General features: G+C 71.9%; 24 protein-coding genes and 3 tRNA genes. 17 read left to right on the top strand and 10 right to left on the bottom strand.

Translation table 11 applies throughout. The annotated features are described in order from the left end of the window. The 3 genes from ACE3Q8_RS03665 to ACE3Q8_RS03655 all read right to left on the bottom strand — a co-directional run. The coding region (locus ACE3Q8_RS03665) for a hypothetical protein (protein WP_233245152.1) at positions 1 to 70 on the bottom strand (70 nt) is incomplete at its 3' end. A 39-nt stretch (positions 71 to 109) separates the two neighbouring features. Next, positions 110 to 183, bottom strand: a tRNA-Gly gene (locus ACE3Q8_RS03660). A gap of 48 nt (positions 184 to 231) precedes the next feature. Next, a tRNA-Tyr gene (locus ACE3Q8_RS03655) sits at positions 232 to 318 on the bottom strand. A gap of 134 nt (positions 319 to 452) precedes the next feature. On the opposite strand from ACE3Q8_RS03655, the gene rlmB reads away from it, so the two are divergent. Both rlmB and ACE3Q8_RS03645 read left to right on the top strand, forming a co-directional pair. Then, positions 453 to 1,250, top strand: coding sequence for a 23S rRNA (guanosine(2251)-2'-O)-methyltransferase RlmB (rlmB, locus tag ACE3Q8_RS03650; protein WP_374468879.1), 798 nt, complete (start codon positions 453 to 455; stop codon positions 1,248 to 1,250). 40 nt (positions 1,251 to 1,290) lie between these two features. Then, positions 1,291 to 2,025 carry a TerC family protein gene (locus ACE3Q8_RS03645; protein WP_374468878.1) on the top strand — a complete coding sequence of 245 codons (735 nt, stop codon included), beginning with the start codon at positions 1,291 to 1,293 and terminating at the stop codon, positions 2,023 to 2,025. A gap of 54 nt (positions 2,026 to 2,079) precedes the next feature. Here ACE3Q8_RS03645 and metG read toward each other — a convergent pair whose 3' ends face one another. Continuing rightward, on the bottom strand, positions 2,080 to 3,891 hold the full coding sequence (gene metG / locus ACE3Q8_RS03640) for a methionine--tRNA ligase (RefSeq protein WP_374468877.1): 1,812 nt from the start codon (positions 3,889 to 3,891) through the stop codon (positions 2,080 to 2,082). A gap of 155 nt (positions 3,892 to 4,046) precedes the next feature. Between metG and ACE3Q8_RS03635 the strand changes: the two genes are divergently transcribed. Next, positions 4,047 to 4,406, top strand: coding sequence for a hypothetical protein (locus tag ACE3Q8_RS03635; RefSeq protein ID WP_374468876.1), 360 nt, complete (start codon positions 4,047 to 4,049; stop codon positions 4,404 to 4,406). A 58-nt stretch (positions 4,407 to 4,464) separates the two neighbouring features. After that, positions 4,465 to 6,456: a TonB-dependent receptor plug domain-containing protein gene (locus ACE3Q8_RS03630; protein ID WP_374468875.1), complete on the top strand. Its 1,992-nt coding sequence runs from the start codon at positions 4,465 to 4,467 to the stop codon at positions 6,454 to 6,456. Positions 6,457 to 6,482: 26 nt separating this feature from the next. Here ACE3Q8_RS03630 and ACE3Q8_RS03625 read toward each other — a convergent pair whose 3' ends face one another. Next, the gene (locus ACE3Q8_RS03625; RefSeq protein WP_374468874.1) at positions 6,483 to 7,691 is read right to left on the bottom strand and encodes an MFS transporter; all 1,209 of its coding nucleotides are present in this window, start codon (positions 7,689 to 7,691) and stop codon (positions 6,483 to 6,485) included. Between the two features lie 86 nt (positions 7,692 to 7,777). Here ACE3Q8_RS03625 and ACE3Q8_RS03620 point away from each other — a divergent pair, with 86 nt between their 5' ends. Continuing rightward, positions 7,778 to 8,680: a LysR substrate-binding domain-containing protein gene (locus ACE3Q8_RS03620; protein ID WP_374468873.1), complete on the top strand. Its 903-nt coding sequence runs from the start codon at positions 7,778 to 7,780 to the stop codon at positions 8,678 to 8,680. Between the two features lie 7 nt (positions 8,681 to 8,687). Here the strand turns inward: ACE3Q8_RS03620 and ACE3Q8_RS03615 are convergent, their stop codons facing one another. Next, on the bottom strand, positions 8,688 to 8,981 hold the full coding sequence (locus ACE3Q8_RS03615; RefSeq protein WP_374468885.1) for a DMT family protein: 294 nt from the start codon (positions 8,979 to 8,981) through the stop codon (positions 8,688 to 8,690). Positions 8,982 to 9,125: 144 nt separating this feature from the next. On the opposite strand from ACE3Q8_RS03615, the gene ACE3Q8_RS03610 reads away from it, so the two are divergent. Genes ACE3Q8_RS03610 through ACE3Q8_RS03595 form a run of 4 tightly spaced genes read left to right on the top strand, consistent with a single transcriptional unit; the run spans position 9,126 to position 13,037 of the window. Then, complete coding sequence (locus tag ACE3Q8_RS03610) at positions 9,126 to 10,229, top strand: polyamine ABC transporter substrate-binding protein (RefSeq protein ID WP_374468872.1); 1,104 nt, start codon at positions 9,126 to 9,128, stop codon at positions 10,227 to 10,229. Then, on the top strand, positions 10,202 to 11,377 hold the full coding sequence (locus ACE3Q8_RS03605; RefSeq protein ID WP_374468871.1) for an ABC transporter ATP-binding protein: 1,176 nt from the start codon (positions 10,202 to 10,204) through the stop codon (positions 11,375 to 11,377). Before ACE3Q8_RS03610 ends, ACE3Q8_RS03605 begins: the two co-directional genes overlap by 28 nt. Then, positions 11,374 to 12,258, top strand: coding sequence for an ABC transporter permease (locus ACE3Q8_RS03600; RefSeq protein ID WP_374468870.1), 885 nt, complete (start codon positions 11,374 to 11,376; stop codon positions 12,256 to 12,258). The genes ACE3Q8_RS03605 and ACE3Q8_RS03600 overlap by 4 nt, the downstream gene beginning before the upstream one ends. Further along, on the top strand, positions 12,255 to 13,037 hold the full coding sequence (locus ACE3Q8_RS03595; RefSeq protein ID WP_374468869.1) for an ABC transporter permease: 783 nt from the start codon (positions 12,255 to 12,257) through the stop codon (positions 13,035 to 13,037). The genes ACE3Q8_RS03600 and ACE3Q8_RS03595 overlap by 4 nt, the downstream gene beginning before the upstream one ends. On the opposite strand, the gene ACE3Q8_RS03590 is transcribed toward ACE3Q8_RS03595, so the two are convergent. The 3 genes from ACE3Q8_RS03590 to ACE3Q8_RS03580 form a co-directional block, all read right to left on the bottom strand. Continuing rightward, a complete protein-coding gene (locus ACE3Q8_RS03590) occupies positions 13,034 to 14,437 on the bottom strand; it encodes an amidase (RefSeq protein ID WP_374468868.1) in 1,404 nt (467 codons plus the stop codon). The two genes, ACE3Q8_RS03595 and ACE3Q8_RS03590, sit on opposite strands and share 4 nt — an antisense overlap. Positions 14,438 to 14,498: 61 nt before the next feature. Further along, the gene (gene hutC, locus ACE3Q8_RS03585; RefSeq protein ID WP_374468867.1) at positions 14,499 to 15,224 is read right to left on the bottom strand and encodes a histidine utilization repressor; all 726 of its coding nucleotides are present in this window, start codon (positions 15,222 to 15,224) and stop codon (positions 14,499 to 14,501) included. After that, positions 15,221 to 16,585: a formimidoylglutamate deiminase gene (locus tag ACE3Q8_RS03580; RefSeq protein ID WP_374468866.1), complete on the bottom strand. Its 1,365-nt coding sequence runs from the start codon at positions 16,583 to 16,585 to the stop codon at positions 15,221 to 15,223. Before ACE3Q8_RS03580 ends, hutC begins: the two co-directional genes overlap by 4 nt. Positions 16,586 to 16,671: 86 nt before the next feature. Here ACE3Q8_RS03580 and hutI point away from each other — a divergent pair, with 86 nt between their 5' ends. The 6 genes from hutI to ACE3Q8_RS03550 all read left to right on the top strand — a co-directional run bounded on the left by hutI (position 16,672) and on the right by ACE3Q8_RS03550 (position 22,612). After that, on the top strand, positions 16,672 to 17,877 hold the full coding sequence (gene hutI / locus ACE3Q8_RS03575) for an imidazolonepropionase (protein ID WP_374468865.1): 1,206 nt from the start codon (positions 16,672 to 16,674) through the stop codon (positions 17,875 to 17,877). Beyond that, positions 17,874 to 19,415, top strand: a complete 1,542-nt coding sequence (hutH, locus tag ACE3Q8_RS03570) for a histidine ammonia-lyase (protein ID WP_374468864.1) — start codon at positions 17,874 to 17,876, stop codon at positions 19,413 to 19,415. Before hutI ends, hutH begins: the two co-directional genes overlap by 4 nt. Then, complete coding sequence (gene hutG, locus ACE3Q8_RS03565) at positions 19,412 to 20,245, top strand: N-formylglutamate deformylase (RefSeq protein WP_374468863.1); 834 nt, start codon at positions 19,412 to 19,414, stop codon at positions 20,243 to 20,245. The genes hutH and hutG overlap by 4 nt, the downstream gene beginning before the upstream one ends. Next, positions 20,242 to 21,906: a urocanate hydratase gene (gene hutU, locus ACE3Q8_RS03560; protein WP_374468862.1), complete on the top strand. Its 1,665-nt coding sequence runs from the start codon at positions 20,242 to 20,244 to the stop codon at positions 21,904 to 21,906. The genes hutG and hutU overlap by 4 nt, the downstream gene beginning before the upstream one ends. Positions 21,907 to 21,908: 2 nt before the next feature. Next, positions 21,909 to 22,478 carry a HutD family protein gene (locus ACE3Q8_RS03555; protein ID WP_374468861.1) on the top strand — a complete coding sequence of 190 codons (570 nt, stop codon included), beginning with the start codon at positions 21,909 to 21,911 and terminating at the stop codon, positions 22,476 to 22,478. Positions 22,479 to 22,536: 58 nt separating this feature from the next. Beyond that, positions 22,537 to 22,612: transfer RNA gene (locus tag ACE3Q8_RS03550), tRNA-Thr, on the top strand. Positions 22,613 to 22,615: 3 nt separating this feature from the next. On the opposite strand, the gene ACE3Q8_RS03545 is transcribed toward ACE3Q8_RS03550, so the two are convergent. After that, positions 22,616 to 25,108, bottom strand: a complete 2,493-nt coding sequence (locus ACE3Q8_RS03545) for an HAD-IC family P-type ATPase (RefSeq protein ID WP_374468860.1) — start codon at positions 25,106 to 25,108, stop codon at positions 22,616 to 22,618. 103 nt (positions 25,109 to 25,211) lie between these two features. Between ACE3Q8_RS03545 and ACE3Q8_RS03540 the strand changes: the two genes are divergently transcribed. Together ACE3Q8_RS03540 and ACE3Q8_RS03535 are read left to right on the top strand one after the other, a co-directional pair. Further along, positions 25,212 to 25,979 (top strand): SDR family NAD(P)-dependent oxidoreductase, encoded by a 768-nt coding sequence (locus ACE3Q8_RS03540; protein ID WP_374468859.1) that lies wholly within the window; start codon positions 25,212 to 25,214, stop codon positions 25,977 to 25,979. Positions 25,980 to 25,988: 9 nt separating this feature from the next. Continuing rightward, positions 25,989 to 26,441: a YaiI/YqxD family protein gene (locus tag ACE3Q8_RS03535; RefSeq protein ID WP_374468858.1), complete on the top strand. Its 453-nt coding sequence runs from the start codon at positions 25,989 to 25,991 to the stop codon at positions 26,439 to 26,441. The last annotated feature ends 37 nt before the right edge of the window (positions 26,442 to 26,478 follow it).

Below are 26,478 nucleotides of genomic sequence, written 5' to 3'. Positions count from 1 at the left end.
CGTGGTCAACGTGGCCGATCGTGCCGATGTTGCAGTGCGGCTTGTTACGTTCGAATTTCTCTTTGGCCATCAGGGTCCTGCCGGGCGTTGTTCAACTGAAACGGAAACTTGGAGCGGGTAGCGGGAATCGAACCCGCATCCTCAGCTTGGAAGGCTGCTGCACTACCATTGTGCTATACCCGCCAAGGACTGAGCGGGGTCGCCCAAACTCTCCTCGTCTGGTCCGGCGCGTGGTGGGGGAAGTAGGACTCGAACCTACGAAGCCATTACAGCAGCGGATTTACAGTCCGCCCCCTTTGCCACTCGGGACATTCCCCCAGCGCGCTCGGAGCCACATCGGGCGCCTCGAACAAAAGCCTTCCGCCGGAGCACGCGAGGCGCTTAAGAGCGCCCAACGTACGGTCCTGGGGGCGGCTTCCCGTCCGGGGCCCCAATTTGGAGCGCGTCTTATAGTGGCCTCGCATCCCGAACGCAACGACGCCCGCAAAGGGAAAAAACGACCGCCCCAGCAGCGCTTCCAGAGACGTCCTGACACGGCGTCCGACGACTGGATCTGGGGGTGGCACGCCGTGGAGGCGGCGCTCGCCAATCCGGCGCGTGGCGCGCCGCTGCGACTGCTGGCCACCACCGAGCGCGCCCGCCAGATCGAGCAGCGATTCGGCCGCCTGCCCGCCCTTGAGACCGCCGACAACCAACTGATCGCCCAGAACCTGCCGCAGGGCGCCGTCCACCAGGGCGTGGCGCTCCGCAGCCCGCCGCCGGAGCCCGCCGACCTCGCGGACTTCGAGCCCCGCCCCGGCGCGGTGCTGCTGATGCTGGACCAGGTGACCGACCCGCAGAACGTCGGGGCGATTCTCCGCTCGGCGGCCGCGTTTGGCGCCGCCGGGGTGATTCTGCAGGACCGTCATGCGCCGCGGTTCACCGGGGCGCTGGCCAAGGCCGCCGCGGGTGCGGTGGAGCGAGTGCCCGTGGCGCGGGTGGTCAACCTCTCCCGGGCGCTGGAGGAGCTTTCCGACCTCGGGTGGCGCGCCGTCGGCCTCACCGGTCATACAGAGACGGACCTGCACGCCGCGCTCGACGGGGCGCCTACGGTCCTGGTGCTGGGCTCCGAAGGCGAAGGCCTGCGCCGCCTGGTGGCGGAGCACTGCGATGAGCTCGCCCGAATCCCAATGCCGGGCGGCTTCGAGAGCCTGAATGTGTCGGCCGCCGCGGCGGTCGCGCTTTACGAGGCGTCGCGGCCGCGCACCTGAACGGTTGCAGCCCACGCACGGCTGACGCATTGAGGGCGCGATGTTCGAAGAGCTGTTCAGCGCCGGCGCGCTATCCGCCCTCCTCCAGGTCCTGATGATCGACCTCGTGCTCGCGGGCGACAACGCCGTCGCCGTGGGCCTTGCCGCGGGCGGATTGCCCCAGGAACAGCGCCGGAAGGCGATCCTCTACGGTCTGATCGCGGCGGTGGTGCTGCGGATCGGCTTCGCCCTGATCACCACCCAGCTCCTGGGCATCGTCGGCCTGCTGTTCGCGGGCGGCCTGCTGCTGCTCTGGGTCTGCTGGAAGATGTGGCGGGAGCTGCGCCACCAGGCCGAACCCGAAGAAGCGGCGGCCGGCGCGGTGCTCGACGCGGACCCCACCACCGAGCCTTCCGGCGCGGTGGCCCGGCGCCAGCCGAAGAGCTTCAGAGACGCCTTCCTGCAGATCCTGATCGCCGACGTGTCCATGTCGCTGGACAACGTGCTGGCCGTGGCCGGCGCGGCGCGCGAGCACCCGGCGATCCTGGTGTTCGGGCTGTTGTTGTCGATCGCGCTGATGGGCGTCGCCGCGACCTACATCGCCAAGCTGCTGCACCGCTACCGCTGGATCGGCTACGTCGGCCTTCTGATCGTGCTCTACGTCGCCCTGCACATGATGTGGGAGGGCCACCGCACCGTCGTCGTCGATCTGAACCGGACCGCCGCCTACAACGCCGCCGTCCCCGACTTCATGGACATCGGGCCCGAGGAAGAAGCCAAGCATCGGGCGCACTGAGCCGCCCGCTCATCCCGCCGAGCGCCGGGAGGGCGGCGACAAGGACGGAAGCGCCTACTCCGCCCCGGCCCCGCCGAAGCGTTCGATCCACTCGGCGACCTGGGTCTCCTCGACCTTGCGGAACAGCACCTCGGGGGCCTGGATCGGCCGGCCAGGCTCGAGCGTGCGCAGCAGGCCGAGCCCGTCGAGGGCCGGCCAGCGGCCGGGGAAGTCCTCGCCCACCGCCAGCGCAATCTTCTCGGCGGCGAACGGGATGAAGGGCTCCGACACCTTGGCGAACAGCGCCACGAGGTTGAGGCCGTAGCGGACGGCGACGGCGGCGCGGTCGCGGTCAGTCTTAATGGCGGTCCAGGGCGCGGCCTCGGTGAGGTACTGGTTTCCCAGCACCCAGAGCTGGCGGAGCGCGGTGGCGGCCTTGCGGAACTCGCGCTCCTCCATGTGGCCGGTCAGCTCGCGCAGCTTGCCCAGCACCTCGTCCTCCAGACGGTCCTCCAGCGGACCGGGGGCCCCGCCGTCCGGGACGACACCCTCGAAGCGGCTCTCGGTGAACTTGCAGATGCGGTTGACGAAGTTGCCCAGCACGTCGGCCAGGTCGGCGTTCACCTGGTCGCGGAACTGCTCCCAGGTGAAGGTCGCGTCGGAGGTCTCGGGGGTATTGGCGGTGATCCACCAGCGCCAGTAGTCGGCCGGCAGAAGCTCGAGAGCGTGGTCCATGAAGACGCCGCGCTTCTGCGAGGTGGAGAACTTGCCGCCGTAATAGTCCAGCCAGTTGAAGCCCTTGAGCTGGTCGACCAGCTTCCAGGGCTGGTCCTCGACCACCGTCCAGGTTCCGTCGGCGGAGAGCCGCTCGTTCACCCCGATCAGGGTGCAGGGGAAGCCCACGGTGTGGAAGGGCACGTTGTCCTTGCCCATGAACTCCACGTAGGTGACGTCAGCGGCGGCTTCGCCCCGCCACCACCGTTCCCAGTCGGCGTCCTCGGCGCCCGGCAGCCCGCGCTCGATGGCGCGCGCGTCGGCCCACTCCCAGGTGGCGCCGATGTACTCGATCGGTGCGTCGAACCAGACGTAGAACACCTTGCCAGCCAGGCCCTCCACATCGGGGAGCTGGCCCTCGGGGTTCGGCCCCCACTCGAAGGCGTTCACCGGCACGCCCCACTCGAGGTCGCGGGTGATGCCGCGGTCCTGCAGCCCCTCGTCCAGCCACTTGAGCGCGATGGAGGTGACAAGGTTCGGCCAGGACGAGCGCTTGCCCTCGATCCAGTGGCGCAGCTTGCCGGCGAACAGGCTCTGGCGGAGGAACAGGTGCTTGGAGCCGCGGATCTCGATGTCCTCCGAGCCCGACACCGCCGAGCGCGGCTTCAAGAGGTCGGCCGGGTCGAGGACGCGGGTGCAGTTCTCGCACTGGTCGCCACGGGCGGCCTCGTAGCCGCAATGCGGGCAGGTGCCGATGACGTAGCGGTCCGGCAGGAACCGGCGGTCGGCGTTGGAGTAGACCTGCTGCGTGACCCGCTCCTCGATGAAGCCGGCCTCCCAAAGCGTCTGTGCGAAGCGCTGCGTCAGGCGGTGGTTCTGCGGCGATGACGAGCGCCCGAAGTGGTCCCACGACAGCCCGAAGCGGCGGCCGAGGTCGTGCTGGATGCGGTGCTGCTCGGCGCAGAAGCTCGCCGGGTCCTGGCCGAGCTCGGCGGCGGCCAGCTCGGTCGGCGTGCCGTGCTCGTCGGTGGCGCAGATGTAGAGCGTCTCGCGGCCGCGGGCGCGCTGGAACCGGGCGTAGACGTCGGCCGGCAGCATCGAGCCCGCCAGCGTCCCCAGGTGCTTGATCCCGTTGATGTAGGGCAGCGCGGACGTGATCAGGATGCGGGACATGGCTCTTCGGGGTCTGGTCGCAGGGGCGCGAGGCGCGCCTAGGCCGCGCCAGATGGCCTGCCGACGCCGGCTTGGCAAGCGCGAGAGCCGCAGGGCGCCGAACGTGATTTTGTAACACGTTCCCGCCCGCCCCCTGCCCGGCTATAGGGCCGGACATGGTTCAGGGCCTGCGATGGTGGCGGAGACTGGGCGCGGCGCTCGCCGCGTTCGCCCTCGTCCTCGTCGCCTTGGGCCCCAGCCTGGACGCCCTCGTCTGCCGCGACGACGCCGGAGCCGCGGCCGCGGCGCACCAGGAGATCGGCCAGGTGGGCGACGCCGACGACGCCGCTCCGGCCGGCGGCGGTCTCGACGCATGCGTGCACGGACATTGCCACCACGGCGGCGGCCATGCGCCGCCGCGGCTCGCGGATGCGGAGGGTCCTGGACTGTCCGCCGGACGCCCGGGCGGCTTCGCACGCCAGCGCGTGCCGACCTCGGATCCCCAGTACGGCCTGATGAGACCGCCCAGAGCCTGACGGCGCCCGGCGCGCCGGCGCGCGCCTTCGCTCCCCGTCAAGCTCTGAAGAGGCAATCATGAATCAAGCCCACCGCAGGCCGCTCCGCGCGGACCTGCCCGTCGCCGCCCTCGCCCTCGTCCTGGCCGGCGCATCCGCACCGAACCTCGCCCACGCCGCCCAGGCGGCGGAACCTCGCTCGGAAGAGGAGGCCGAAGTCGAGGAGGTCATCGTCCAGGCGACCCGCTCCGGCCGTCGCGTCCAGGACGAGCCGATCCGCGTCGAGGTGATCGGGCGCGAGGAGATCGAGGAGAAGATCGCCATGCGTCCCGGCAACGTGGCGATGCTGCTGAGCGAGACCGGCGGCCTGCGCGTGCAGGTCACCTCCCCTGCGCTCGGCGCCTCCAACGTCCGCGTCCAGGGCATGCGCGGCCGCTACACACAGTTGCTCACCGACGGCCTGCCGCTGTACGGCGGCCAGGCCTCGTCCATCGGCCTGCTGCAGATCCCGCCCACCGACCTCGGCCAGGTGGAGGTGATCAAGGGCGCCGCGTCGGCGCTCTACGGCCCCTCCGCGCTGGGGGGCGTGATCAACCTGGTCTCGCGCCGGCCGGGCGCGGCGCCGGCGGTCGAGACCCTGCTGAACGTCACCAGCCGCAAGGGACAGGACCTCACTGCCTACGGGGCCTCGCCCCTGTCGGCGGGCTGGGGCGCCTCCCTGGTGGGCGGCCTTCACCACCAGTCGCGGCAGGACCTGGATGGCGACGGCTGGGCCGACATGCCGGGCTACGACCGCTGGACGCTGCGTCCGCGCCTCTTCTGGGAGAGCGAGAGCGGGGGCACGGCCCTGTTCACCCTCGGCGCCATGGGCGAGGCGCGCAGGGGCGGCTCCCTCCCCGGCCGCACCGCTCCCGACGGCGCGGCCTTCCCGGAGGCGCAGGACAGCCGCCGCTTCGACGCGGGCATGGTCGTGGAGCATCCGGTGCAGGGATTGGGCAGGCTCCACCTCCGCGCCTCGGCCATGCGGCAGAATCACGACCATCGGTTCGGCGAGGTGTTGGAGGACGACCGCCACGACACCGCCTTCGCGGAGGCGGCGCTGTCGGCCGACGTTGGGGGCACGTCTTGGCTGGGGGGCATCGCCGTCCAGCGCGACGCCTATCGCTCGCAGACTTTCCCAGGCTTCGACTACACGCACACCGTCCCGGCCCTGTTCGCCCAGGTGGAGCACGACCTCCGGGAGGAGCTGACGCTGGCGGCGAGCGGCCGCGTGGACGTCCACGACGAGTACGGCACGCGCCTCAGCCCGCGCCTGTCGATGCTCTACCGCCCGGGGCCCTGGACCGTCCGGGCCTCGGTCGGCCGAGGGTTCTATGCGCCGACGCCGTTCGTGGAGGAGATCGAGGCGACCGGGCTCTCGCGCCTCGAACCGCTGTCCGGCCTTAAGGCGGAGGTGGCCGAGAACGCTTCGCTGGAGGGCGGCTATGCGTCCGGGCCTCTGGAAGCCACGGTCACGCTGTTCGCCTCGCACATCCATGACGCGGTCCAGCCAATCCCCGCGGCAACGCCCGATCGGGTCCGGCTCGTCAACGTCGCCGGCGAGACCCGCACCGCGGGCGCCGAAGTGCTGGTCCGCTACCGCCGGGACGCCTTCACCGTGACGGGCAGCTACATGTACGTCGACGCCAGCGAACCGGACCCGTCCGGCGCCGGCCGCCGCACGGTCCCGCTCACGCCCCGCCACACGGCCGGGTTCGTCGCGATGTGGGAGGAGCACGACATCGGCCGCATCGGCTTCGAGGCCTACTACACCGGCCGGCAGGCGCTGGAGGAGAACCCCTATCGCCGGCGGTCGAAGCCCTACTTCGAACTGGGCTTCATGGCCGAGCGGCGGTTCGGACCGGTCAGCGTCTTCCTCAATCTCGAGAACCTGCTGAACGTCCGGCAGACGAAACACGACCCGCTGGTTCGCCCGCGGCGGGCGCCGGACGGCCGCTGGACCGTCGACGCCTGGGCGCCCACCGAAGGGTTCACCGCCAACGGCGGGATGCGGATCCGCTTCGGCGGCTGATCCCGCCTTGCGTGAGCGGCGGCGGCCTAGGCGGTTGCCTGGGCCGTCGCCTTGCCGCGGCTCACTGACAGCAGGACCAGTCCCAGTCCCGCGACCGCTGTGGCGGCGCCTGCGAGCGCGACGGCCGGGTAGCCCAGCCCCGCGGCGATGACCCCGCCGCCGAGCGCCGCGCCGAACGCGTTGCCGAGGTTGAACGCGCCGATGTTGACCGCAGAGGCGAGGTTCGGGGCGTCCGCCGCCGCCCGCATGACGCGGACCTGCAGCGGAGGGACCAGGGCGAAGCTCGCGGCGCCCCAGAGGAAGATGAGCAGGGCCGAGGCCAGGGCGTGGCTCATCAGCAGGGCGAAAGCCACCAGGATCGCGGCGAGCGCGGCCAGGGTGACCACGAGGGTACGGTCCACAGAGCGGTCGGCGGACTTGCCGCCCAGCCAGTTACCGACGGTCAGGCCGAAGCCGTAGACCACCAGCATCGCGGTGAGGAAGCCGAGCGAGGCCTGAGTCTCGTCGCGCAGGATCGGCGCGATGTAGGTGAAGACGGTGAACATGGCGCTCGAGCCGATGACCGTGAGCGCCAGCGCCCCCAGCACCTCGCCCCGCTTCAGGACCCGCAGTTCGGCCAGCGGATCGCCGGCTTTGGGGGCCGGCAAGGCGGGCAGCGCCAGGCGGAGCGCGATCATGGTCGCGACGCCCAGCCCCGCGATGCCCCAGAATGAGGCTCGCCAGCCCAGGTGGTCGCCAGCGAAGGTGGCAAGGGGGACGCCCACGATGTTGGCGATGGTGAGCCCCATGAACATCATCGCCACCGCGCTGGCCCGCCGATCGGGACGGACGAGCCCCGCCGCCACGATGGAGCCGACGCCGAAGAAGGCGCCGTGGTTGAGCGACGTGAGCACGCGGGCGGCCAGCAGCATGCCGTAGGAGCTGGAGACCGCCGCCAGCAGATTACCCACCGTGAAGATCGCCGCGAGGCCGATCAGCAGCGTCCGGCGCGGCACGCGGCCCGTGGCCAAGATCATCAGCGGCGCGCCGGCCATCACGCCAAGCGCGTAGCCGCTGATCAGCAGGCCCGCCTGCGGAATGCTGGCCCCGAGGTCCTCGGCGATGCCGGGCAGCAGGCCCATGGGCGCGAACTCCGTCACCCCGATCCCGAACGCCCCCACCGCCAGCGCCAGCAGGCCCGGGTTGAGGGCGCCGGCGCGGCTTCCCGCCTGCTCCACGGTTGACGACACGTCCATGACCCACCCTTCTGTTGCGAAGTGTGCGCATAGATAGCGGCGCTCCGGCGCGGGATTACCCCGCATCGGCACAGAGGATTTATGCGATGGACGCAAAGGTCGCCGCCGGCGCAGACCGGGCGCGGGCGCTCGCGCTGTTCGCCGCGGTCGTCCAGGAGGGCAGCTTCTCGGCCGCCGGCCGTGTCCTGGACCTCAGCCCATCGGCGGTGGCGCGGGCCATCGACCGCATCGAGGCGCGGCTGGGCGTGCGCCTGCTGCTGCGGTCGACGCGGGTGCTGACGCTGACGACCGAGGGCCAGGCCTATCTGCAGGCGGCCCGCAGGATCCTCGCCGACCTGGACGACGTGGAGCAGCAGATCGCCGATCAAGGGGCGCCCCGGGGTCGGCTGCGCGTGAGCGCCGCCCTCTCCCACGGGCGGCTGTGTGTCGTGCCCCTGCTCGGTCGCTTCGCAGCGCTCTATCCGCACATCTTGGTGGACATCGCCCTGACCGACGCCCTGTCCGACGTGGCCGCGGGCGAGGCCGACGTGGCCATCCGCTTCGGACCACTGGCCGACAGCACGCTGACCGCCCGCAAGCTCGGCGAGACACGGCGGGTGGTGGTGGCCTCCCCCGACTACCTCGCCCGACGCGGAACTCCGGCCGTCCCGGAGGACCTGCATCGGCACAACTGCCTGAACTTCAGCTTCCGGCGCGCCGAACCGGTTTGGCCGTTCCGCCGCGATGGCCGGGACTTCTCCCTCTCGGTGACCGGCGGCGTGGAGGCGAACAACGGCGAAACCCTGGGGCAGCTCGCGGCCCAGGGGCTGGGGATCGGCCGCGTGGGGGTGTTCAGTGTCGCCCGCGAGATCGAGCGGGGCGAATTGGTCCCGCTCCTGGAGGCGTTCAACCCGGGCGACATCGAGACCATCCACGCCGTGTTCGTCGGCGGGCCGAACGTCCCGGCGCGGGTTCGGGTGTTCGTCGACTTCCTGGCGGCGAACCTTTGACGGACGGCTAGAACGGCCCCTTGAAGACGAACCAGGCGCCGAGCGCGATGAAGGCGAAGCCGACGCCGTGGTTCAGAGTCAGCTTCTCGCCGAGGAAGGTCACCGAGAAGACCGCGAAGACGGCGAGCGTGATCACCTCCTGCATGGCCTTCAGCTCGGCCGGCTCGTAGACCAGGCGGCCGATGCGATTGGCCGGCACCGCCAGCCAGTACTCGAAGAAGGCGATCCCCCAGCTCACCAGCACGATCGCCCAGAGCGGCCCCTTGTCGACCTTGAGGTGCCCGTACCAGGCGAAGGTCATGAACACGTTGGAGGCGACCAGCAGCAGGACCGGGGCGATCAGGGTCACGGCAGGGTTCAAGCTCTTGATCTCCGGTGCAAGGCGGGGATTTGAGGGCGGCGCTCCGCCGCCTATAACCGTGCGCGGCTGCGAGGGGGAATAACGATGCGCAGATGGATCGGCGCGCTGGGCGCGGTGGCGGCGGCTCTGGCGCTGGCGGCCTGCGGCCAGGGGGGCGCGGCGGACGCCGAGGGCGGCGAGCTGCGGATCTACAACTGGTCGGACTACATCGACCCCGAGTTGCTGGCCGAGTTCACGCGCGAGACCGGCATCAAGGTCCGCTACGACACCTTCGACTCCAACGAGGTGCTGGAGACCAAGGTCCTGCAGGGCGCCACGGGCTACGACCTGGTGGTCCCCTCGAACCACAACGTGCCGCGCTACATCCAGGCCGGCGCGCTCCAGAAGCTGGACAAGTCCAGGCTGACCGGGCTCGCCGCGCTGTCGCCCGACACCCTGCGGCACATGCAGCCCTTCGATCCGGGTCAGGCCTACACCGTGCCCTACATGCAGGGCACCATCGGCATCGGCTACAACGCCGACGCCGTCGCCAAGCGCGGGGTGTCCATGGATAGCTGGAAGGCGGTCTTCGACCCCGCGAATCTCGCCAAGCTGCAGGACTGCGGCGTCTACTTCCTCGACGCGTCGGAGGACATGTACGCGGTCGCCCTGCACTATCTCGGCAAGGACCCGAACTCGGCCAATCCGGCGGACTATGCGGCGGCCACCGACATGCTGCTGAAGGCGCGCCCCTACGTGCGCAAGTTCCATTCGTCGGAATACATCGATGCGCTCGCCAACGGCGACATCTGCGTGGCCATCGGCTACTCGGGCGACGTGCTGCAGGCCGCGGACCGGGCCGAGGAGGCGAAGAACGGCGTGACCATCGCCTACGTCATTCCCAAGGAAGGCACCCAGGTCTGGTTCGACGTGTTCGCGCTCCCGGCCGACGCCCCGAACCCGGCGGCGGCCTACCGTTTCCTGGACTTCATGCTGCGGCCGCAGGTCATCGCGCGGGCGTCCAACTACACCCACTACGCCAACGGCAACGCCCAGGCGACGGCGCTGCTTGACCCCGACGTGCGCGACGATCCGAGCGTCTATCCGCCGGCGGATGTGGCGCAACGCCTGTTCGTCACCACCACCAAGGACCAGGCCCTGCTGCGCGAGGTGAACCGCCAGTGGACGCGCGTGCTGACCGGCCGGTGAGCGGCCGGCCGGTAATAGGCGCGGTCCGCTCGACCTTCGCGCCCTGGGACGACCCGGCCGCCCGGCCGCTCGTGCGGTTTGAGGGCGTGCGCAAGCGGTTCGGCGAGGTCACCGCCGTGGATGGCGTGACGCTTGACATCTACGAGCGCGAGTTTTTCGCCCTGCTGGGTCCCTCCGGCTGCGGCAAGACCACCCTGATGCGGATGCTGGCCGGTTTCGAGGCTCCCGACGAGGGGCGGATCCTGCTGGAGGGCCGCGACATCGCCGGCCTGCCGCCGCACGCCCGGCCGACCAACATGATGTTCCAGTCCTACGCGCTGTTCCCGCACCTGTCCGCGGCCCAGAACATCGCCTTCGGCCTGAGGCAGCAGCGCCTGCCCAAGCGGGAGATCGCCGCGCGCGTCGAGGAGATGCTGGCGCTGGTGAAGCTGGAGGGGATGGGCGGCCGCAAACCCGACCAGCTCTCGGGCGGCCAGCGGCAGCGGGTGGCCCTGGCCCGCGCCATCGCACCCCGGCCGCGCATCCTGCTGCTCGACGAGCCGCTGGCGGCCCTCGACAAGAAGCTTCGCGACGAGACCCAGTTCGAGCTGATGCGCCTGCAGCACGATCTCGCCATGACCTTCATGATCGTGACCCACGACCAGGAGGAGGCGATGGTGGTCGCCGACCGGATCGCGGTGATGCGCGAGGGCCGCGTCGTGCAGGTAGGCCGGCCGGCGGAAGTCTACGAAGCCCCCGCCAACCGCGACGTGGCGGAGTTCATCGGCGACGTGAACCTGTTCGAAGGGCGGGTGGACAGCGTCTCCGGCGGGCTGGCGCGGGTCGGCTCGGCGGAGGCGGACCACGGACTCGCGGCCGCCACCGACGACGGGCTCGCACATCAGGCGGCCGTCTGGCTGGCCGTGCGGCCGGAGAAGATGGTGGTGCACACCGAGCCGCCCCCGGCGGGACCGAACCGCCTGTCCGGCAAGGTCCACGACATCGCCTATCTGGGCGACTGGACGACCTACGTGGTGGAGATCGCGCCCGGCCGGATGGTGCGTGCGGCGCGGGCCAACGCCACCCGAATGGCCGAGCGGCCGGTGGGCTGGGACGACGAGGTCTGGCTGACCTTCGCCCCCGACGCGGCCGTGGTGCTGACCTCGTGAGGCGGCCGGGCGCGGGGCTGGCCTCCCTCCTCCCCTACATCTGGCTGGTCGTCTTCTTCGCCTTTCCGTTCGTGCTGGTGGCGAAGCTGTCGCTGTCCGACACGGCGCTGGCCATCCCGCCCTACACGCCCCGGCTCCACTGGTCAGCCGGCGCGGACGGCCTCGGCGCCTTCCTGCGGGCGCTGGACCTGGAGACCTACGCCAGGTTGGGGGCCGACCGGCTCTATCTGGACGCCTACGGCTCGAGCCTCAGGTTCGCCGGGGTCGCCACGGGCATTCTGCTCGTGATCGGCTATCCTATCGCCTACGGGATGAGCCGCTTCCCGCCGGCCGCGCGTCGGGCGCTGGTGATGGCGGTGATCCTGCCGTTCTGGACCAGTTTCCTGATCCGCATCTACGCCTGGATCGCCATTCTCAAGCCGGCCGGCCTGCTCAACACCGGGCTGGCGGCGCTCGGCCTGCCCCCGGTGAACCTGCTGAACAGCGAGACGGGCGTGGTTATCGGCCTCGTCTACGCCTACCTGCCGTTCATGGTTCTGCCGCTCTACGCGGTGCTGGAGAAGCAGGACGACAGCCTGATCGAGGCCGCCCGCGATCTTGGCGCGACCAAGGCGCAGGCCTTCTGGCGGGTGACCTTCCCGCTCTCCCTGCCGGGCGTGGTGGCCGGCGCCCTGCTCTGCTTCATCCCCATGGTGGGCGAGTTCGTGATCCCGGACCTGCTCGGCGGCTCGGAGACCCTGATGCTGGGCCGGGTCATCTGGACGGAGTTCTTCGCGAACCGCGACTGGCCGGCGGCCTCCGCCGTGGCGATCGTGCTGCTGGCCACCCTGGTGATCCCGATCCTGCTGTTCCAGCGCCAGCAACAGAAGGTGCTGCGATGAGGCGGCCGTCGGCCTTCAACATAGCGGCGGTCGGCCTGGGGCTCGCCTTTCTCTACGCACCCATCGCGCTGCTGGTGCTCTACTCGTTCAACGCCAGCCGGCTGGTGACGGTGTGGGGCGGGTTCTCCACGCGCTGGTACGAGAGCCTGTTCCGCAACGAGCAGATGCTGGACGCCGTCTGGGTCACGCTGCGGGTGGGCGTGATCTCGGCGACCATCGCGACGGTGCTGGGGATCCTCGCCGCCGTAGCCCTGGTGCGCGGCGGTCAATTCCGCGGGCGGCTGCCGTTCTCAGGCATGATCTACGCCCCGCTGGTGATGCCGGAGGTGATCCTCGGCCTGTCGCTGCTGCTGCTGTTCGTAGGGCTTGGCTTGCCCCGAGGCTTCTGGACGGTGACCCTGAGCCACGCCACCGTGACCCTCTGCTACGCCACCGTAGTCATCCAGGCGCGACTGCAGGACTTCGACCTCAGCCTTGAGGAGGCGGCCCGCGACCTCGGCTGCGGCCCGGCCGAGGCCTTCCTGAAGGTGACCCTGCCGAACATCGCGCCGGCCGTGGCCGCGGCCTGGATGCTGGCCTTCACCCTCTCGCTGGACGATCTGGTGATCGCCAGCTTCACCTCCGGACCGGGCGCCACCACCCTGCCCATGCGGCTCTACAGCCAGGTCCGGCTGGGAGTGAACCCGGAGATCAACGCCGTCTCCACCCTGCTGATCGGGGCGGTGGCGACGGGGGTGCTCGCCGTCTGGCTGGTGCAGCGGCGGCGCGGCGCCCGCTAAAGCGGAGGCGTGCGGTCGAACCAGGGCCGGGCTTGCTCGAGCTGGCCGGCCAGCCGGAACAGCGTCGCCTCGTCGCCCATCCTGCCGACGAATTGCATCCCGATGGGCAGGCCCGACGCGCTCCAGGCGAGCGGCACGGTCATGGCCGGCTGGCCCGTGTTGTTGAAGGGCTGGGTGTTCGGCATGAAGGCGAACAGCCGCTCGGCGATCTGACCTGTGTCCTCCAGAATGTGGCCGATGGGAATCGGCGGGCTGCCGAGAGTCGACAGCAGCAGGACATCGTAGGTCTCGAACAGCGACGAACAGGCGCGGCCGAAGGCGTGCAGGGTCTGGATCGCCTGGACGTAGGCCGACGCGGTGACGCCTTGACCTCGGCGATAGGTGGCGAAGGTCAGCGGCTCCACCTCGCCGTCGGCGATCGGCCGGCCGCGGCGCTCCGCCTCGGCGTCAAGCGTGGCCGCCACGCTCGCGGCGATCACCAGGCCGGCGGCGGCCTGCATGGCCGCGAAGTCGCCGGGGACCCTCGCCTCCTCCACATCGTGGCCGAGGGACTCCAGCAGGCGGGCGGTGTCCCGGACGGCCTCGGCGCACTCGGGATCGAGGGCGGCCGACTGCAGGGCGTCCGTGGTGAAGGCGACGCGCAGGCGGCCGGGATCGCGGCGGACCTCATCGGCGAACGGCCGGGCCGGGGAACTGAGGAAGTAAGGATCGCCCACCTGGGGCGCGCAGGTGGCGTCGAGCAGGACCGCGCTATCTCGCACCGAGCGGGTGACGGCATGCTGGATCGAGGCGCCCGCCCATCCCTCCCCCTGCGGCGCGAAGGAGACGCGGCCGCGCGAGGGCTTCAGGCCGAACAGGCCGCAGCAGGCGGCGGGCGTGCGGATCGAGCCGCCGCCGTCGCTGGCGTGGGCGGCGGGGGCGATGCCCGCGGCGACGGCCGCCGCCGCCCCGCCCGACGAGCCGCCCGGCGTGCGCGACAGGTCCCAGGGATTGCGGCAGACGCCCAGGAAGTCGCCTTCGGTGAACGGCCACAGGCCGAATTCCGGCGTGTTGGTCTTGCCAAAGATCGAGACTCCGGCCTGGCGGTAGAGCCGAACGATGGCGCTGTCGGCGTCGGCGACTTCGTCGGCGAACAGGCGCGAGCCGCCGGTGGTCGGCGTGCCGGCGAGCGTGGCGCCGAGATCCTTGAGCAGGAACGGTACGCCCGACAGCGGCCCCTCCCCCGCCGGCTCGGTGCGGGCCCGCGCGGTCAGGTCGGCTGTGACGGCGTTGATCTTCGGATTCACCTCGGCCATCCGCGCCGCCGCGGCGTCGAGCAGCTCGCCCGGGCTCACCTCCCGGCGAGCGACCAGTTCCGCCAGGCCCACGGCGTCGTGGCGGCGGTAGTCCGCGAAGTCCATCGGCTGTCCTCCCCTTCTTGGTTGCCCGCAGGCAAGCACGGGGCGCGCCGGCGCGCCACCCTCAGCCGTGCGCCGGCGCGAACCTGGCGACGAGGTCGTAGGCGTCGCCGGGGAAGAGCTGGCGGACGTTGGTGATCCGCTCGCCGCCCCGCCAGGTCCGGCGCTCGAGGACAAGGCATGCGGCCGCGGGGTCGAGGCCCAGCAGCTCGGCCTCAGCCTCTGTCGCGTTGACCGCCGTGATCCGATGCTCGGCTTCGGTCCAGGGCACGTGTCCCAAGAGCCAGGCGCCGGGCGAAATCTCCGAGAAATCCGCCTCCGCGGCTTCCGGCGCGGCGGCCACAGCGATCAGCCGGTGCTCCAGGGCGAAAGGCCGCCCGCCCGCAAGGTGCAGGCAGTCCAGCTCCAGCAACCGTCCGCCGCCGGCCAGCGCCGCCTCGTCGGCGTCGCCGCGCCGGGGCGCCCTGCCCCGCCGGCCGAGCAGGCGGTAGCCGTAGGCGAGGCCCCGGCGCGAGACCTCGGCCTGGATGTCGGGGATCTCCAGCACCACCGACTGCAGGTGCGGGCGGGCGACGAAGGAGCCGGCGCGGCGGCGCCGGACGATCAGCCCGGCCTCGGCGAGGGACGACAGCGCCTTGTTCACCGTCATCCGCGAGCAGCCATACTCGGCCATCAGCTCGTGCTCGGAGGGCACCCGGTGCCCGGGCCGCCAGGCGCCCGTCAGGATGCGGCCCTCGATGTCGCCGCGGATGCGCTGGTGCAGCGTCGGGGCCGCGTCGCCGTCGCTCATCGGAGCAGGCCCTCGAGTGTGCGCACGTAACGGGCCGCGATCTCGTCGCGCCGGTGGTGGCGGCCGCCGCTCACCACCTTCCGGCCCGCGCGCCAGACGCCGTCGACGAGCCGCTTGGAGCCGGCGAACACCCAGCCGTCGAGCACCGCCTCGGCGCTGCGGCCGGCCAGCTCCGGCGCATCGAGGTCGAGGCTGACGAGATCGGCCGGCGCGCCGGGGGCGAGCCCCGCAGCTTCCGCGCCCAGCGCCTGGCCTCCGCCCCGCGCGGCGGTTTCGAACAGGTCGCGGCCGGTGGATCGGCCCGCCCCCTGGGCCAGCACGTTGCGCGCCCTGCGGGTGAGCCGCTGGGAATACTCCAGGACGCGCAGCTCCTCGGCGGCGTCGATCAGCACGTTGGAATCCGAGCCCACGCCGAAGGCGCCGCCGGCGTCCAGGAACTCGCGGGCGGGGAAGACCCCATCGCCGAGGTTCGCCTCGGTGACCGGACAGAGGCCGGCGACCGCGCCGGACCGCGCGAGCGCGGTCGTCTCCTCCGGCGTCATGTGGGTCGCGTGCACCAGGCACCAGCGGCGGTCGAGGGCGGCGGTGTCGAGCAGCCACTCCACCGGCCGGCGGCCGGACCAGGCCAGGCAGTCCTCCACCTCCTTCACCTGCTCCGCGATGTGGATGTGGATCGGTCCGCCATCCGCCAAGGCGGCGACGGGGCCGAGCTCGTCCGGCGCCACGGCGCGCAGGCTGTGCGGGGCGACGCCGACCACCGCGCCCGGCAGGTCCGTGACCGCCCGGCGGCTGGCTTCCAGCAGACGCGCGTAGCCGTCGAGGTCGTTCAGAAAGCGGCGCTGGGCCGGAGCCGGCGGCGCGCCCCCGAAGCCCCCGTGGGCGTAGAACACCGGCAGCAGGGTCAGGCCGATGCCGGCCGCCTCGGCCGCCGCGGCAATGCGCGCGGCCATCTCGCCCGGGTCGGCGTACGGCGCGCCGGCGGCGTCGTGGTGGACGTAGTGGAACTCACCGACGCGCGTGAAGCCGGCCTCCAGCATCTCCAGGAAAGCCTGGGCGGCGACCGCCTCGAGCGCCTCCGGATCCAAGCGGTCGAGGAAGCGGTACATCAGCTCGCGCCAGGTCCAAAAGCTGTCGCCGGCCGGACCGCGCACCTCGGCGAGACCGGCCATGGCGCGCTGAAAGGCGTGGCTGTGGAGGTTGGGCAGGCCCGGCAGGGCGAAGCCGCCACAGGCTTCGCCGGTCGCCGGATCGACCCCCGCCTCGACCGATGCGATCCGGCCGGCCGCGATCTCGACGCGCACGCGCTCGGCCGGGCCGTCCGGCAGCAGCGCCGAGCGGAACCACAGGCGTTCGCGGCTCATGGGATCACCCCCGTCATCGAGGCTGGACAGTGGTCCGGCCGCTTGCTTATGTCTAGACATTAAGCCGCTCCGGCCCCGGATTCCCGATGCTCTGCGATCGTATATGGCGGAATGGCCGACTGGCCACGCTGGCGTCCCGCCGGGAGGGCCTGGGCCTGGTGGAGGACGGCGTCATCGCAGCGCGCGACGGGCGGATCGTCTTCGCCGGACCGGCGGCGGAGGCGCCCGGCCTCGATGCCCTGGAGGTCATCGACCTCGATAATCGCTGGGTCACGCCCGGCCTGATCGATCCGCACACCCACCTGGTGTTCGGCGGCCACCGGGCTCACGAGTTCGAGCTGCGCCTGGAGGGCGCCACCTACGAGGAGATCGCCCGGGCCGGCGGAGGCATCCTGTCGACGATGAAGGCGACCCGGGCGGCGGACGAGGCCGCCCTGCTCGCTCAGTCCCTGCCAAGGCTCGACGCGCTGATCGGCGAAGGCGTGACGACGATCGAGGTGAAGTCCGGCTACGGCCTCACCACCGCCGACGAGCTGAAGCTGCTGCGGACCGCCCGCGCGCTCGGCGAGGCGCGGCCGGTGCGCGTCACCACCACGCTTCTGGGCGCCCACGCCCTTCCGCCCGAGCGGCGCCAAGACCGCGCCGGATACCTGCGCAGCGTGACCGACGAGATGATCCCAGCGGCGGCCCGCGACCGTCTGGCGGATGCGGTGGACGCGTTCTGCGAGGGGATCGCCTTCACGCCGGACGAGGTGGCGCAGGTGTTCGAGGCCGCGGCCGCGCATCGCATCAGGGTGAAGCTGCACGCCGACCAGCTCTCGGACCTGGGCGGAGCGGCGCTCGCCGCGCGGTTCGGCGCGCTCTCCGCCGACCACCTGGAGCACGCCGACGAGGCCGGCGTCGCGGCCATGGCGCGGGCCGGCGTTACGGCGGTGCTGCTGCCGGGCGCCTTTTACTTCACCCGCGAGACCAAGCGGCCGCCGCTCGACCTGCTGCGTACGCACGGGGTGAGGATGGCGCTGGCCACCGACTGCAATCCCGGCACCTCGCCGCTCACCTCGCTGCTGCTGGCCATGAACATGGGGGCGACCCTCTTCCGACTGACGGTGGAGGAGTGCCTGCGCGGCGTGACGCTGAACGCGGCGCATGCGCTGGGCCTCGCCGGCGAGGTCGGCTCGCTGGAAGCGGGCAAGTCCTGCGACCTCGCGATCTGGGACATCGAGACACCGGCCGAACTGGTCTACCGCATGGGGTTCAACCCGCTCCATGCCCGCGTGTGGAGGGGTGCGTGACGATTACGATCCGACCGGGCGAGACGCCGCTGGCCGACTGGCGGGCGATCTGGGCGGGCGAGACGCCGGCGCTGGCCGACGGCGCCATGGCCGCGGTGCAACGCTCGGCCGAGGCCGTGGGCCGGATCCTGGCGAAGGGTGAGCCGGTCTACGGGATCAACACCGGCTTCGGGAAGCTCGCCAGCATCCGCATCGAGGCCGACGATCTCGCCACGCTGCAGCGGAACATCATCCTCTCGCACGCCGCCGGCGTGGGAGAGCCGACGCCCGTTCCCGTGGTGCGGCTGATGATGGCCCTGAAGCTCGCCAGCCTGGCCCAGGGCGCGTCGGGCGTGCAGCCGCAGACGGTGGCCCTGATCGCGGCCATGCTGGCGCATGGGATCACGCCGGTGGTCCCGGCCCAGGGGTCGGTCGGCGCCTCGGGCGACCTCGCGCCGCTGGCGCACATGGCCTGCGCCATGATCGGCGTCGGTGAGGTGTTCGTGGACGGGACCCGCGGGGGCGCCGGCCAGGCGCTCGCCGACGCCGGGCTCACGCCGCTGACGCTCGGGCCCAAGGAAGGGCTGGCGCTGATCAACGGCACCCAGTTCTCCAGCGCCTATGCGCTCGCCGGCCTGTTCGAGGCCGAGCGGTTGCTGCAGACCGCGCTCGTCACCGGGGCGCTCGCCACCGAGGCCGCCAAGGGTTCGGATACGCCCTTCGACCACCGTATCCATGTGCTGCGCCGCCAGCCGGGGCAGATCGAGGTGGCTGACGCGCTTCGCAAGCTGATGGCCGGCTCGGCGATCCGCGCCTCCCACCTGAAGGAGGACGAGCGGGTGCAGGACCCCTACTGCCTTCGCTGCCAGCCGCAGGTGATGGGCGCGGCCCTCGATGTGCTGCGCCAAGCCGCCGCCACCCTTGAGCGCGAGGCGAACGGCGTCTCGGACAACCCGCTGATCTTCGCCGAGGACGACGTGGCGCTGTCGGGCGGCAACTTCCACGCCGAGCCGGTAGCCTTCGCCGCGGACATGATCGCGCTCGCGGTCTGCGAAATCGGCTCGCTGGCCGAGCGTCGCATCGCCATGCTGGTGGACCCGGCGCTCAGCGGCCTGCCCGCCTTCCTGACGCCGAAGCCCGGACTGAACTCCGGCTTCATGATCCCGCAGGTGACCGCCGCGGCCCTGGTCTCCGAGAACAAGCAGAAGGCCTATCCGGCCAGCGTCGACTCCATCCCGACCTCCGCCAACCAGGAAGATCATGTGTCCATGGCGGCGCACGGCGCGCGCCGGCTGCTAGCCATGACCGAGAACCTGGCGGGCGTGCTGGCCATCGAGCTGCTGGCGGCGGCCCAGGGCTGCGACTTCCATGCGCCGCTGACCTCCAGCACGCCGCTCGAGGCGGTGCGGGGTCTGGTTCGCGCCCTCGTCCCACACCTCGCCGACGACCGGCACATGCAGCCGGACCTGCAGGCGGCGCTGGCTCTCGTCCGCGGCGAGGCGCTGCTGGCCGCGGCGGCCGACATCCCCCTGCCCGCGGTCGCCGGGTCGGTGCGATGAGCGGCCCGGACTGGCTGGAGGTCCGCCAGGGCGAGGCGCCGCTGGTGGTCGGCATGCCCCACACCGGAACTGAGATCCCGCCGGAGATCGAGGCCGGCCTGGTGTCGCCCTGGCTCGCCCGGCGCGACGCCGACTGGTGGATCGAAAGCCTCTACGACTTCGCCTCGGAGCTGGGCGCCACGGTGGTGCGGACACGCATCTCGCGCACGGTGATCGACGCCAACCGCGACCCCTCCGGCGCTTCGCTCTACCCCGGCCAGGCGACGACCGAACTCTGCCCGACCACCACCTTCGACGGCGAGCCGTTGTACCGGCCGGACGCCGAGCCGGACGCGGCCGAGATCGCCCGACGGCGCGCGGCCTACTTCCAGCCCTACCACGCCGCGCTGACGGGCGAGATCGCCCGGCTGCGCACGATCCACCCGCGCGTGGTGCTCTACGACGCCCATTCGATCCGCTCGGTGATCCCGCGGCTGTTCGATGGCGCGCTGCCCAACTTCAACATCGGCACCAACAACGGGGCGACCTGCGATCCGGCGCTGGAGGCGGCGGTCGCCGCCGCCTGCGAGGCGCCAGGCTACACCCAGGTGGTCAACGGCCGCTTCCGCGGCGGCCACACGACCCGCCACTACGGGCGGCCGGACGACGGGGTGCACGCGATCCAGATGGAGCTCGCCTGCCGCGGCTACATGGCCGAGCCCGAGCCGCCCACCCCGCAGAACTGGCCGACGCCCCTCGACCCCGCCCGCGCCGGGCCGACCCGCGCGATCCTGCGCGGGGCGCTGGAAGCCTGCATCGCCTTCGCCCAAGCCACGCGAGACCCGAAATGACCGTGATCCCCAACATCCGCAGCGTCCGGGCCCCGCGCGGCGACCAGCTCAACGCCAGGAGCTGGCTGACCGAGGCGCCGCTGCGGATGCTGATGAACAACCTCGACGCCGAGGTGGCCGAGGATCCGGCGAGCCTGGTGGTCTACGGCGGCATCGGCCGGGCGGCCCGCGACTGGGCGAGCTTCGATCGGATCGTCGAGACCCTGAAGCGGCTGGCCGACGACGAGACCCTGCTGGTCCAGTCGGGCAAGCCGGTCGGCGTGTTCCGCACGCACCCGGACGCACCGCGCGTGTTGATCGCCAACTCCAACCTGGTGCCGCATTGGGCCACCTGGGACCACTTCCACGAGCTCGATCGCAAGGGGCTCATGATGTACGGCCAGATGACCGCCGGGAGCTGGATCTACATCGGCAGCCAGGGGATCGTTCAGGGCACCTACGAGACCTTCGTGGAGATGGGCCGCCAGCACTACGCGGGCGACCTGGCCGGCCGCTGGATCCTCACCGCGGGCCTCGGCGGCATGGGCGGCGCCCAGCCGCTGGCGGCGACCATGGCCGGCGCCTCCTGCCTTGCCGTCGAGTGCCAGCCGTCGCGAATCGAGATGCGGCTGAAGACGCGCTACCTGGACGTCCAGGCGCGCGACCTGGACGAGGCGCTGCGGATGCTGGACGAGGCGAAGGCCGACGGACGCGCCGTCTCCGTCGGCCTGCTGGGCAATGCGGCCGACATCTATCCGGAGCTGGTGCGTCGCGGCATGCGCCCCGACGCGGTCACAGACCAGACCTCGGCGCACGACCCGGTGAACGGCTACCTGCCGAAGGGCTGGACGCTCGAGCAGTGGGCCGAGCGGCGGGCCTCGGACCCGAAGGGCGTCGAAGCCGCCGCCAAGGCCTCCATGGCCGAGCACGTGCAAGCCATGCTGGCCTTCCACGCCGCCGGCGTGCCGACCTTCGACTACGGCAACAACATCCGCCAGATGGCCAAGGAGGCCGGCGTGGCGAACGCCTTCGACTTCCCGGGCTTCGTGCCGGCCTACATCCGCCCGCTGTTCTGCCGCGGGATCGGGCCCTTCCGGTGGGCGGCGCTATCGGGCGATCCGGAGGACATCCGCAAGACCGACGCTAAGGTGAAGGAGCTGATCCCCGACAACCCGCACCTTCACAACTGGCTCGACATGGCCAGCGAGCGGATCCAGTTCCAGGGGCTGCCGGCCCGGATCTGCTGGGTAGGCCTGGGCGACCGGCACCGCCTGGGTCTGGCGTTCAACGAGATGGTGGCGAAGGGCGAGCTCTCCGCGCCCGTGGTGATCGGCCGCGATCACCTGGACTCCGGCTCCGTCGCCTCCCCCAACCGCGAGACCGAGGCGATGCGGGACGGCTCCGACGCGGTCTCCGACTGGCCGCTGCTGAACGCCCTGCTGAACTGCGCCTCGGGGGCCACCTGGGTGTCGCTGCACCACGGCGGCGGGGTCGGCATGGGCTTCTCGCAGCATGCGGGCATGGTCATCGTCTGCGACGGCACGGCGGAGGCGGCGGCCCGGCTGGAGCGCGTCCTGTGGAACGACCCGGCGAGCGGGGTGATGCGTCACGCCGACGCCGGCTACGAGGACGCCGTGGCGTGCGCCCGCGAGCACGGCCTCGACCTGCCGAGCCTGGGCTAGCCATGCGCCTGCTGTCGGCGGCCGACCGGCGGCCCAGCGCCTGGAAGAACGGCGGCGGCGTTACGACCGAGATCGCCGCCCACCCGCCGGGCACGGGGCTCTCCGACTTCGGCTGGCGCGTCAGCGTGGCGGACGTCGCTACGGACGGCCCGTTCTCGGCCTTCCCGGGCGTCGAGCGGACTCTGACGCTGCTGGAGGGCGCCGGGATGACGCTGGCCATCGCCGGCACGGAGGCGCCCCTCACGCCGGACCAGCCGGCGTGCCGGTTCGGCGGCGAGGCCGCCACCTCCGCCGTCTTGCACGAGGGGCCGATCCGCGACCTGAACGTGATGAGCCGCCGCGACGCCTACGCACACACGGTGGAGCGTTTCGTGCTCACGGGCGCGACGACGGCGCCGCCCGCGTCGGCCGTGATCGCCCTCGCGCCCCAAGGCGGCGTGGAGGTGGAGGCGGCAGGCGATGTCCTGACGCTCGGGCCATGGGACGCGGCGCTCGTCCAAGACGAGCCGCTGACGCTTCGCGCCGGCCGCCCGGTCTCGGTGATCCTGGTCCGCTTCGTCGCGCGCGGCTGACGCACTTGCGGCTTGTCGGAGCGGCGGCCATCGTGCATTGCGTCCGCCCGCTAGGCGGGCCGGATTAGCTCAGCTGGTAGAGCAGCGGTTTTGTAAACCGAAGGTCGCGGGTTCGAGCCCTGCATCCGGCACCAGCCTCACCGTGCGCGGGCGAGGCGCAAGCGGTTCACGACGGCGGGCCAGCCGCCCGCCGCGAGCGCGGCGGCGACGGCCAGCGCCAGGAGATCGGCCGAAGGCAAGGCCACCCGGAAGACGGCGGCGAGCGCCGGCAGGGCGAGGACCGCAGCCAGCACCGCCAGGACCGCCGCGGCGATCAGCCAGTAGGCCACCCGGTCGCGGGAGAACAGCCGACCGCCGCCGCTCGAGTCGGCCAGAGCGAGCACCAGGTTGCCCAGCACCAGCGCCAGGAAGGCCGCCCCGCGGGCCTGCGCCTCGGGATGGTCCTGCAAGGCCAGCATGTAGACGGCGAGCACGCCGGTCAGCACTCCCAGCCCCTGGATCAGGGCGACGCCGACCTGCGCCGGCCCGAACAGCGGCTCGTCACGCGGCCTTGGAGGCCGGCGCATGGCGCGGGCGTCGCTGCGGGCCGCCTCGAAGACCAGGGCGCAGGTGGGGTCCACCGCCAGTTCCAGCAGGACCACGTGCATGGGGAACAGCATCGGCGGCAGGCCAAGCAAGATCGGTGCGAGGGCGAGACCGGCGATCGGCACGTGGATGGCGGTGATGTAGGTGAGCGCCCGGCGCAGGTTCGCGAAGATCCGCCGCCCCATCCGCACGCCCCCGACGATGGCCGGGAAGCTGTCGTCCAGCAGCACGAGGTCGGCCGCCTCACGGGCCACGTCCGTTCCCTTGCGGCCCATGGCGATGCCGATGTGGGCGGCCTCCAGGGCCGGGGCGTCGTTGACCCCGTCGCCGGTCATGGCCACCACTTCGCCGTCCGCCTTCAGCGCCTCGACGATCCGCAGCTTCTGCTCGGGGACGACACGGGCGAAGACCTGCGCGTGGGCGAGCCTGCGGGCGAGCGCGTCCAGCGGCATGGCCGCCACCTCGGCGCCGGTCAGCACGCCGGCCCCCACGTCCAGGCCGGCGGCCCGGGCGATGGCCAGCGCCGTGGCGGGGTGGTCGCCGGTGATCATCACCACGCGGATCCCCGCCCCCCGCGCCTCGGCGAGGGCGGCGGCCGCCTCGGGGCGCAGCGGATCGAGGAAGCCGACGAGGCCGGCGAAGGCGAAGTCCGCCTGGGCGGGCTCGTCCGGGAAGCCGCCCTGCGTGCGCGCCGAAGCGACCGCGAGCACGCGCAGGCCCTCGACGGCAAGCCGCGACACCGCCGCTTGGAGCGCCTCGGTCTCGTTGGGGTCGAGGCGACACAACGTGAAGATCGCCTCCGGAGCGCCTTTCGCGGCGGCGAGCCGTGCGCCGCCGGCCTCGCCCCAAACCTGGATCACCGCCATCCGTCCGGCCGTGAGCGGCCAGGTACGCTCCGGCTCTCCCGGACGGCCCTGCGCCAGGCGGCGCACCGCCCGGTCCATGGGATCGGTCGGACGGACCGCCGAGGCGAGCGCGGCGAGGTCCAGCAGGGCCAGGGCGTCGGCCGCGGGAGGCCCGGCGCGGGGGTCGCTCTCCCCCACCCGCGTCCAGAGCCTCGCCACCTCCATGCGGTTCTCGGTCAGGGTGCCTGTCTTGTCGACGCAGAGCACGGTCGCCGCGCCCAGCGTCTCGATCACCGCCGAGCGCCGCACCAGCACCTGGCGCGTCGCCAGCCGCCAGGCGCCCAGCGCCAGGAAGACCGCCAGCACCATCGGGAATTCTTCAGGGATGAGCGCGATGGCGAAGGTGATCCCCGCCAGCGCCCCGTCGATCCAATCGCTCCGCACGAGACCGTAGGCCACGGCGACGCCGGCGCAGAATACGAGGGCCAGGACGCCGAGGATCCCGGCCAGTCGCCCGGCGGTCCGCTGCAGGGGCGTGGGCTCGGAGGGAATGTCGGCCAAGGAGCGCCCGATGCGGCCGATCGCCGAGCCGGCGCCGGTGCGGCGGACCTCCGCCACCCCCTGCCCGGCCACCACGAGTGTCCCGGCGAACAGGTGGGGTGAGAGCGCCTCCCCCGGCGCCGGGTCGCCGCCGCCCTCCTCCGCCAGGGCCAGCCGCTTGGCCACCGGCGCGGACTCGCCGGTCAGGGCGGACTCGTCGACGCGGAGCACGTCGCCCGCCACCAGGAGCGCATCGGCCGGCAGCCGCTCCCCCTCGCCGACGAGCAGGAGGTCGCCGGGGACCAATTCCCGGGCCGGCAGGCGTTGCTCGGCCCCGTCGCGGATCACGCGCGCCAACGGCTGGGCGAGTTCGCGCAGGGCGGAGAGGGCACGCTCGCTCCGCGCCTCCTGCAGGATGACGAGCCCGATGGCCACGGCCGCGCCGGCCGTCAGGAACAGGCCTTCTGAGAGGTCGCCCAGGGCAAGGTAGAGCCCCGCCGCGCCGAGCAGCAGCAGGAACATGGGCTCGCGCAGGGTCTCCAGGACAATCCGCGGCACGCTGCGGGCGACCGGACGCGGAAGCTCGTTGGGGCCGACCGCCGCCAGCCGCCGTTCGGCCTCGGCCTGGCTCAGGCCCGGATGAGCGTCGGCGGTGGACATGCTACCCTCAAAGCGGGCTTTGGCTTCCGCGCCCTTGATCTGGGGCAAGGCGGCCGCGCGCCCGTGGGCGGAGGATCATACGAGCTTTCAGCAGGAGCCGGCCATGGATCGTCTGAAGGGCAAGGCCGCCGTGGTCACCGGCGGCGCGGTGGGAATCGGCAGGGCGACCGTCATCCGGATGGCGGAGGAAGGCTGCGCCGTCGCCATTCTCGACACCGACCAGGACCGCGGCGAGGCGCTCGCGCGGGAGCTGGCCGATCGAGGGCTGCAGGCGCGCTTCTGGCGCTGCGACGTCAGCTCGGAGGCCGAGGTCAAGGCGGCCGTCGACGCGGCCGCCAAGCACTTCGGTCGGCTGGACATTCTGGTGAACAACGCCGGCATCGCCGGCGCGAACAAGCCCACGCACGAACTCACCGAGGCCGAGTGGGACCGGGTGCAGGCGGTGAACGTCAAGGGCGTCTTCTTCGGGACCAAGCACGCCATCCCGCACCTGAAGGCGGCGGGCGGCGGCAGCATCGTCAACCTGTCGTCCATCTACGGCCTGGTGAGCGCGGCCGACGTGCCGCCCTACCATGCTTCGAAAGGCGCCGTGCGGCTGATGAGCAAGACCGACGCCCTGATCTACGCGTCGGACCGGATCCGGGTGAATTCGATCCATCCGGGGTTCATCTGGACGCCCATGGTCGAGGGCTACCTCTCCGGGCAGGCGGACCAGGCGCAGGCGCGGCATGGGCTCGAGGCCCTGCACCCCCTCGGGCACGTCGGCGAGCCGGACGACATCGCCTGGGCCTGCGTCTATCTCGCGTCGGACGAGGCGAAGTTCGTCACGGGCACGGAGCTGGTGGTGGACGGCGGCTACACCGCCCGCTAACCCGCATGGATGCGGATCTTCATCGACGCCGACGCCTGTCCGGTGAAGGACGAAGTCTACAAGGTTGCCGCGCGCTACGGCCTGACCACCACGGTGGTGTCGAACAGCTTCATCCAGATTCCCGTTTCGCCCCGGATCGAGCGCATGATCGTCGACGCGGGGCCGGACGTCGCCGACGACTGGATCGCCGAGCGGACCGGGCCGGGCGACATCGTGGTCACCAACGACATTCCCCTGGCCGAGCGGGTCCTGAAGGCAGGCGGGGCGGCCATCGCGCCTAACGGCCGGGTCTTCACGCCGGACTCGATCGGCCAGGCCCTGGCGCAGCGCGCCATCGGCGAGCACCTGCGCAGCCTGGGCGAGATGACCGGCGGGCCGAAGCCTTTCGATCGCAACGCCCGATCACGCTTTTTGCAGGCCCTCGACGAGGCGGTGAACCGCGAACGCCGCAAGCGGCGCTGACCGTCGAGCACCCGCGGCTTGCATCGGCTTGGCCCTG

The organism is Phenylobacterium sp. (assembly GCF_041913825.1).
In the GTDB taxonomy this organism is placed as follows: Bacteria; Pseudomonadota; Alphaproteobacteria; order Caulobacterales; family Caulobacteraceae; genus Phenylobacterium.
The sequence above is the reverse complement of the archived record's forward strand: the minus strand, read 5'-3'. Positions and strand labels throughout refer to the sequence as shown.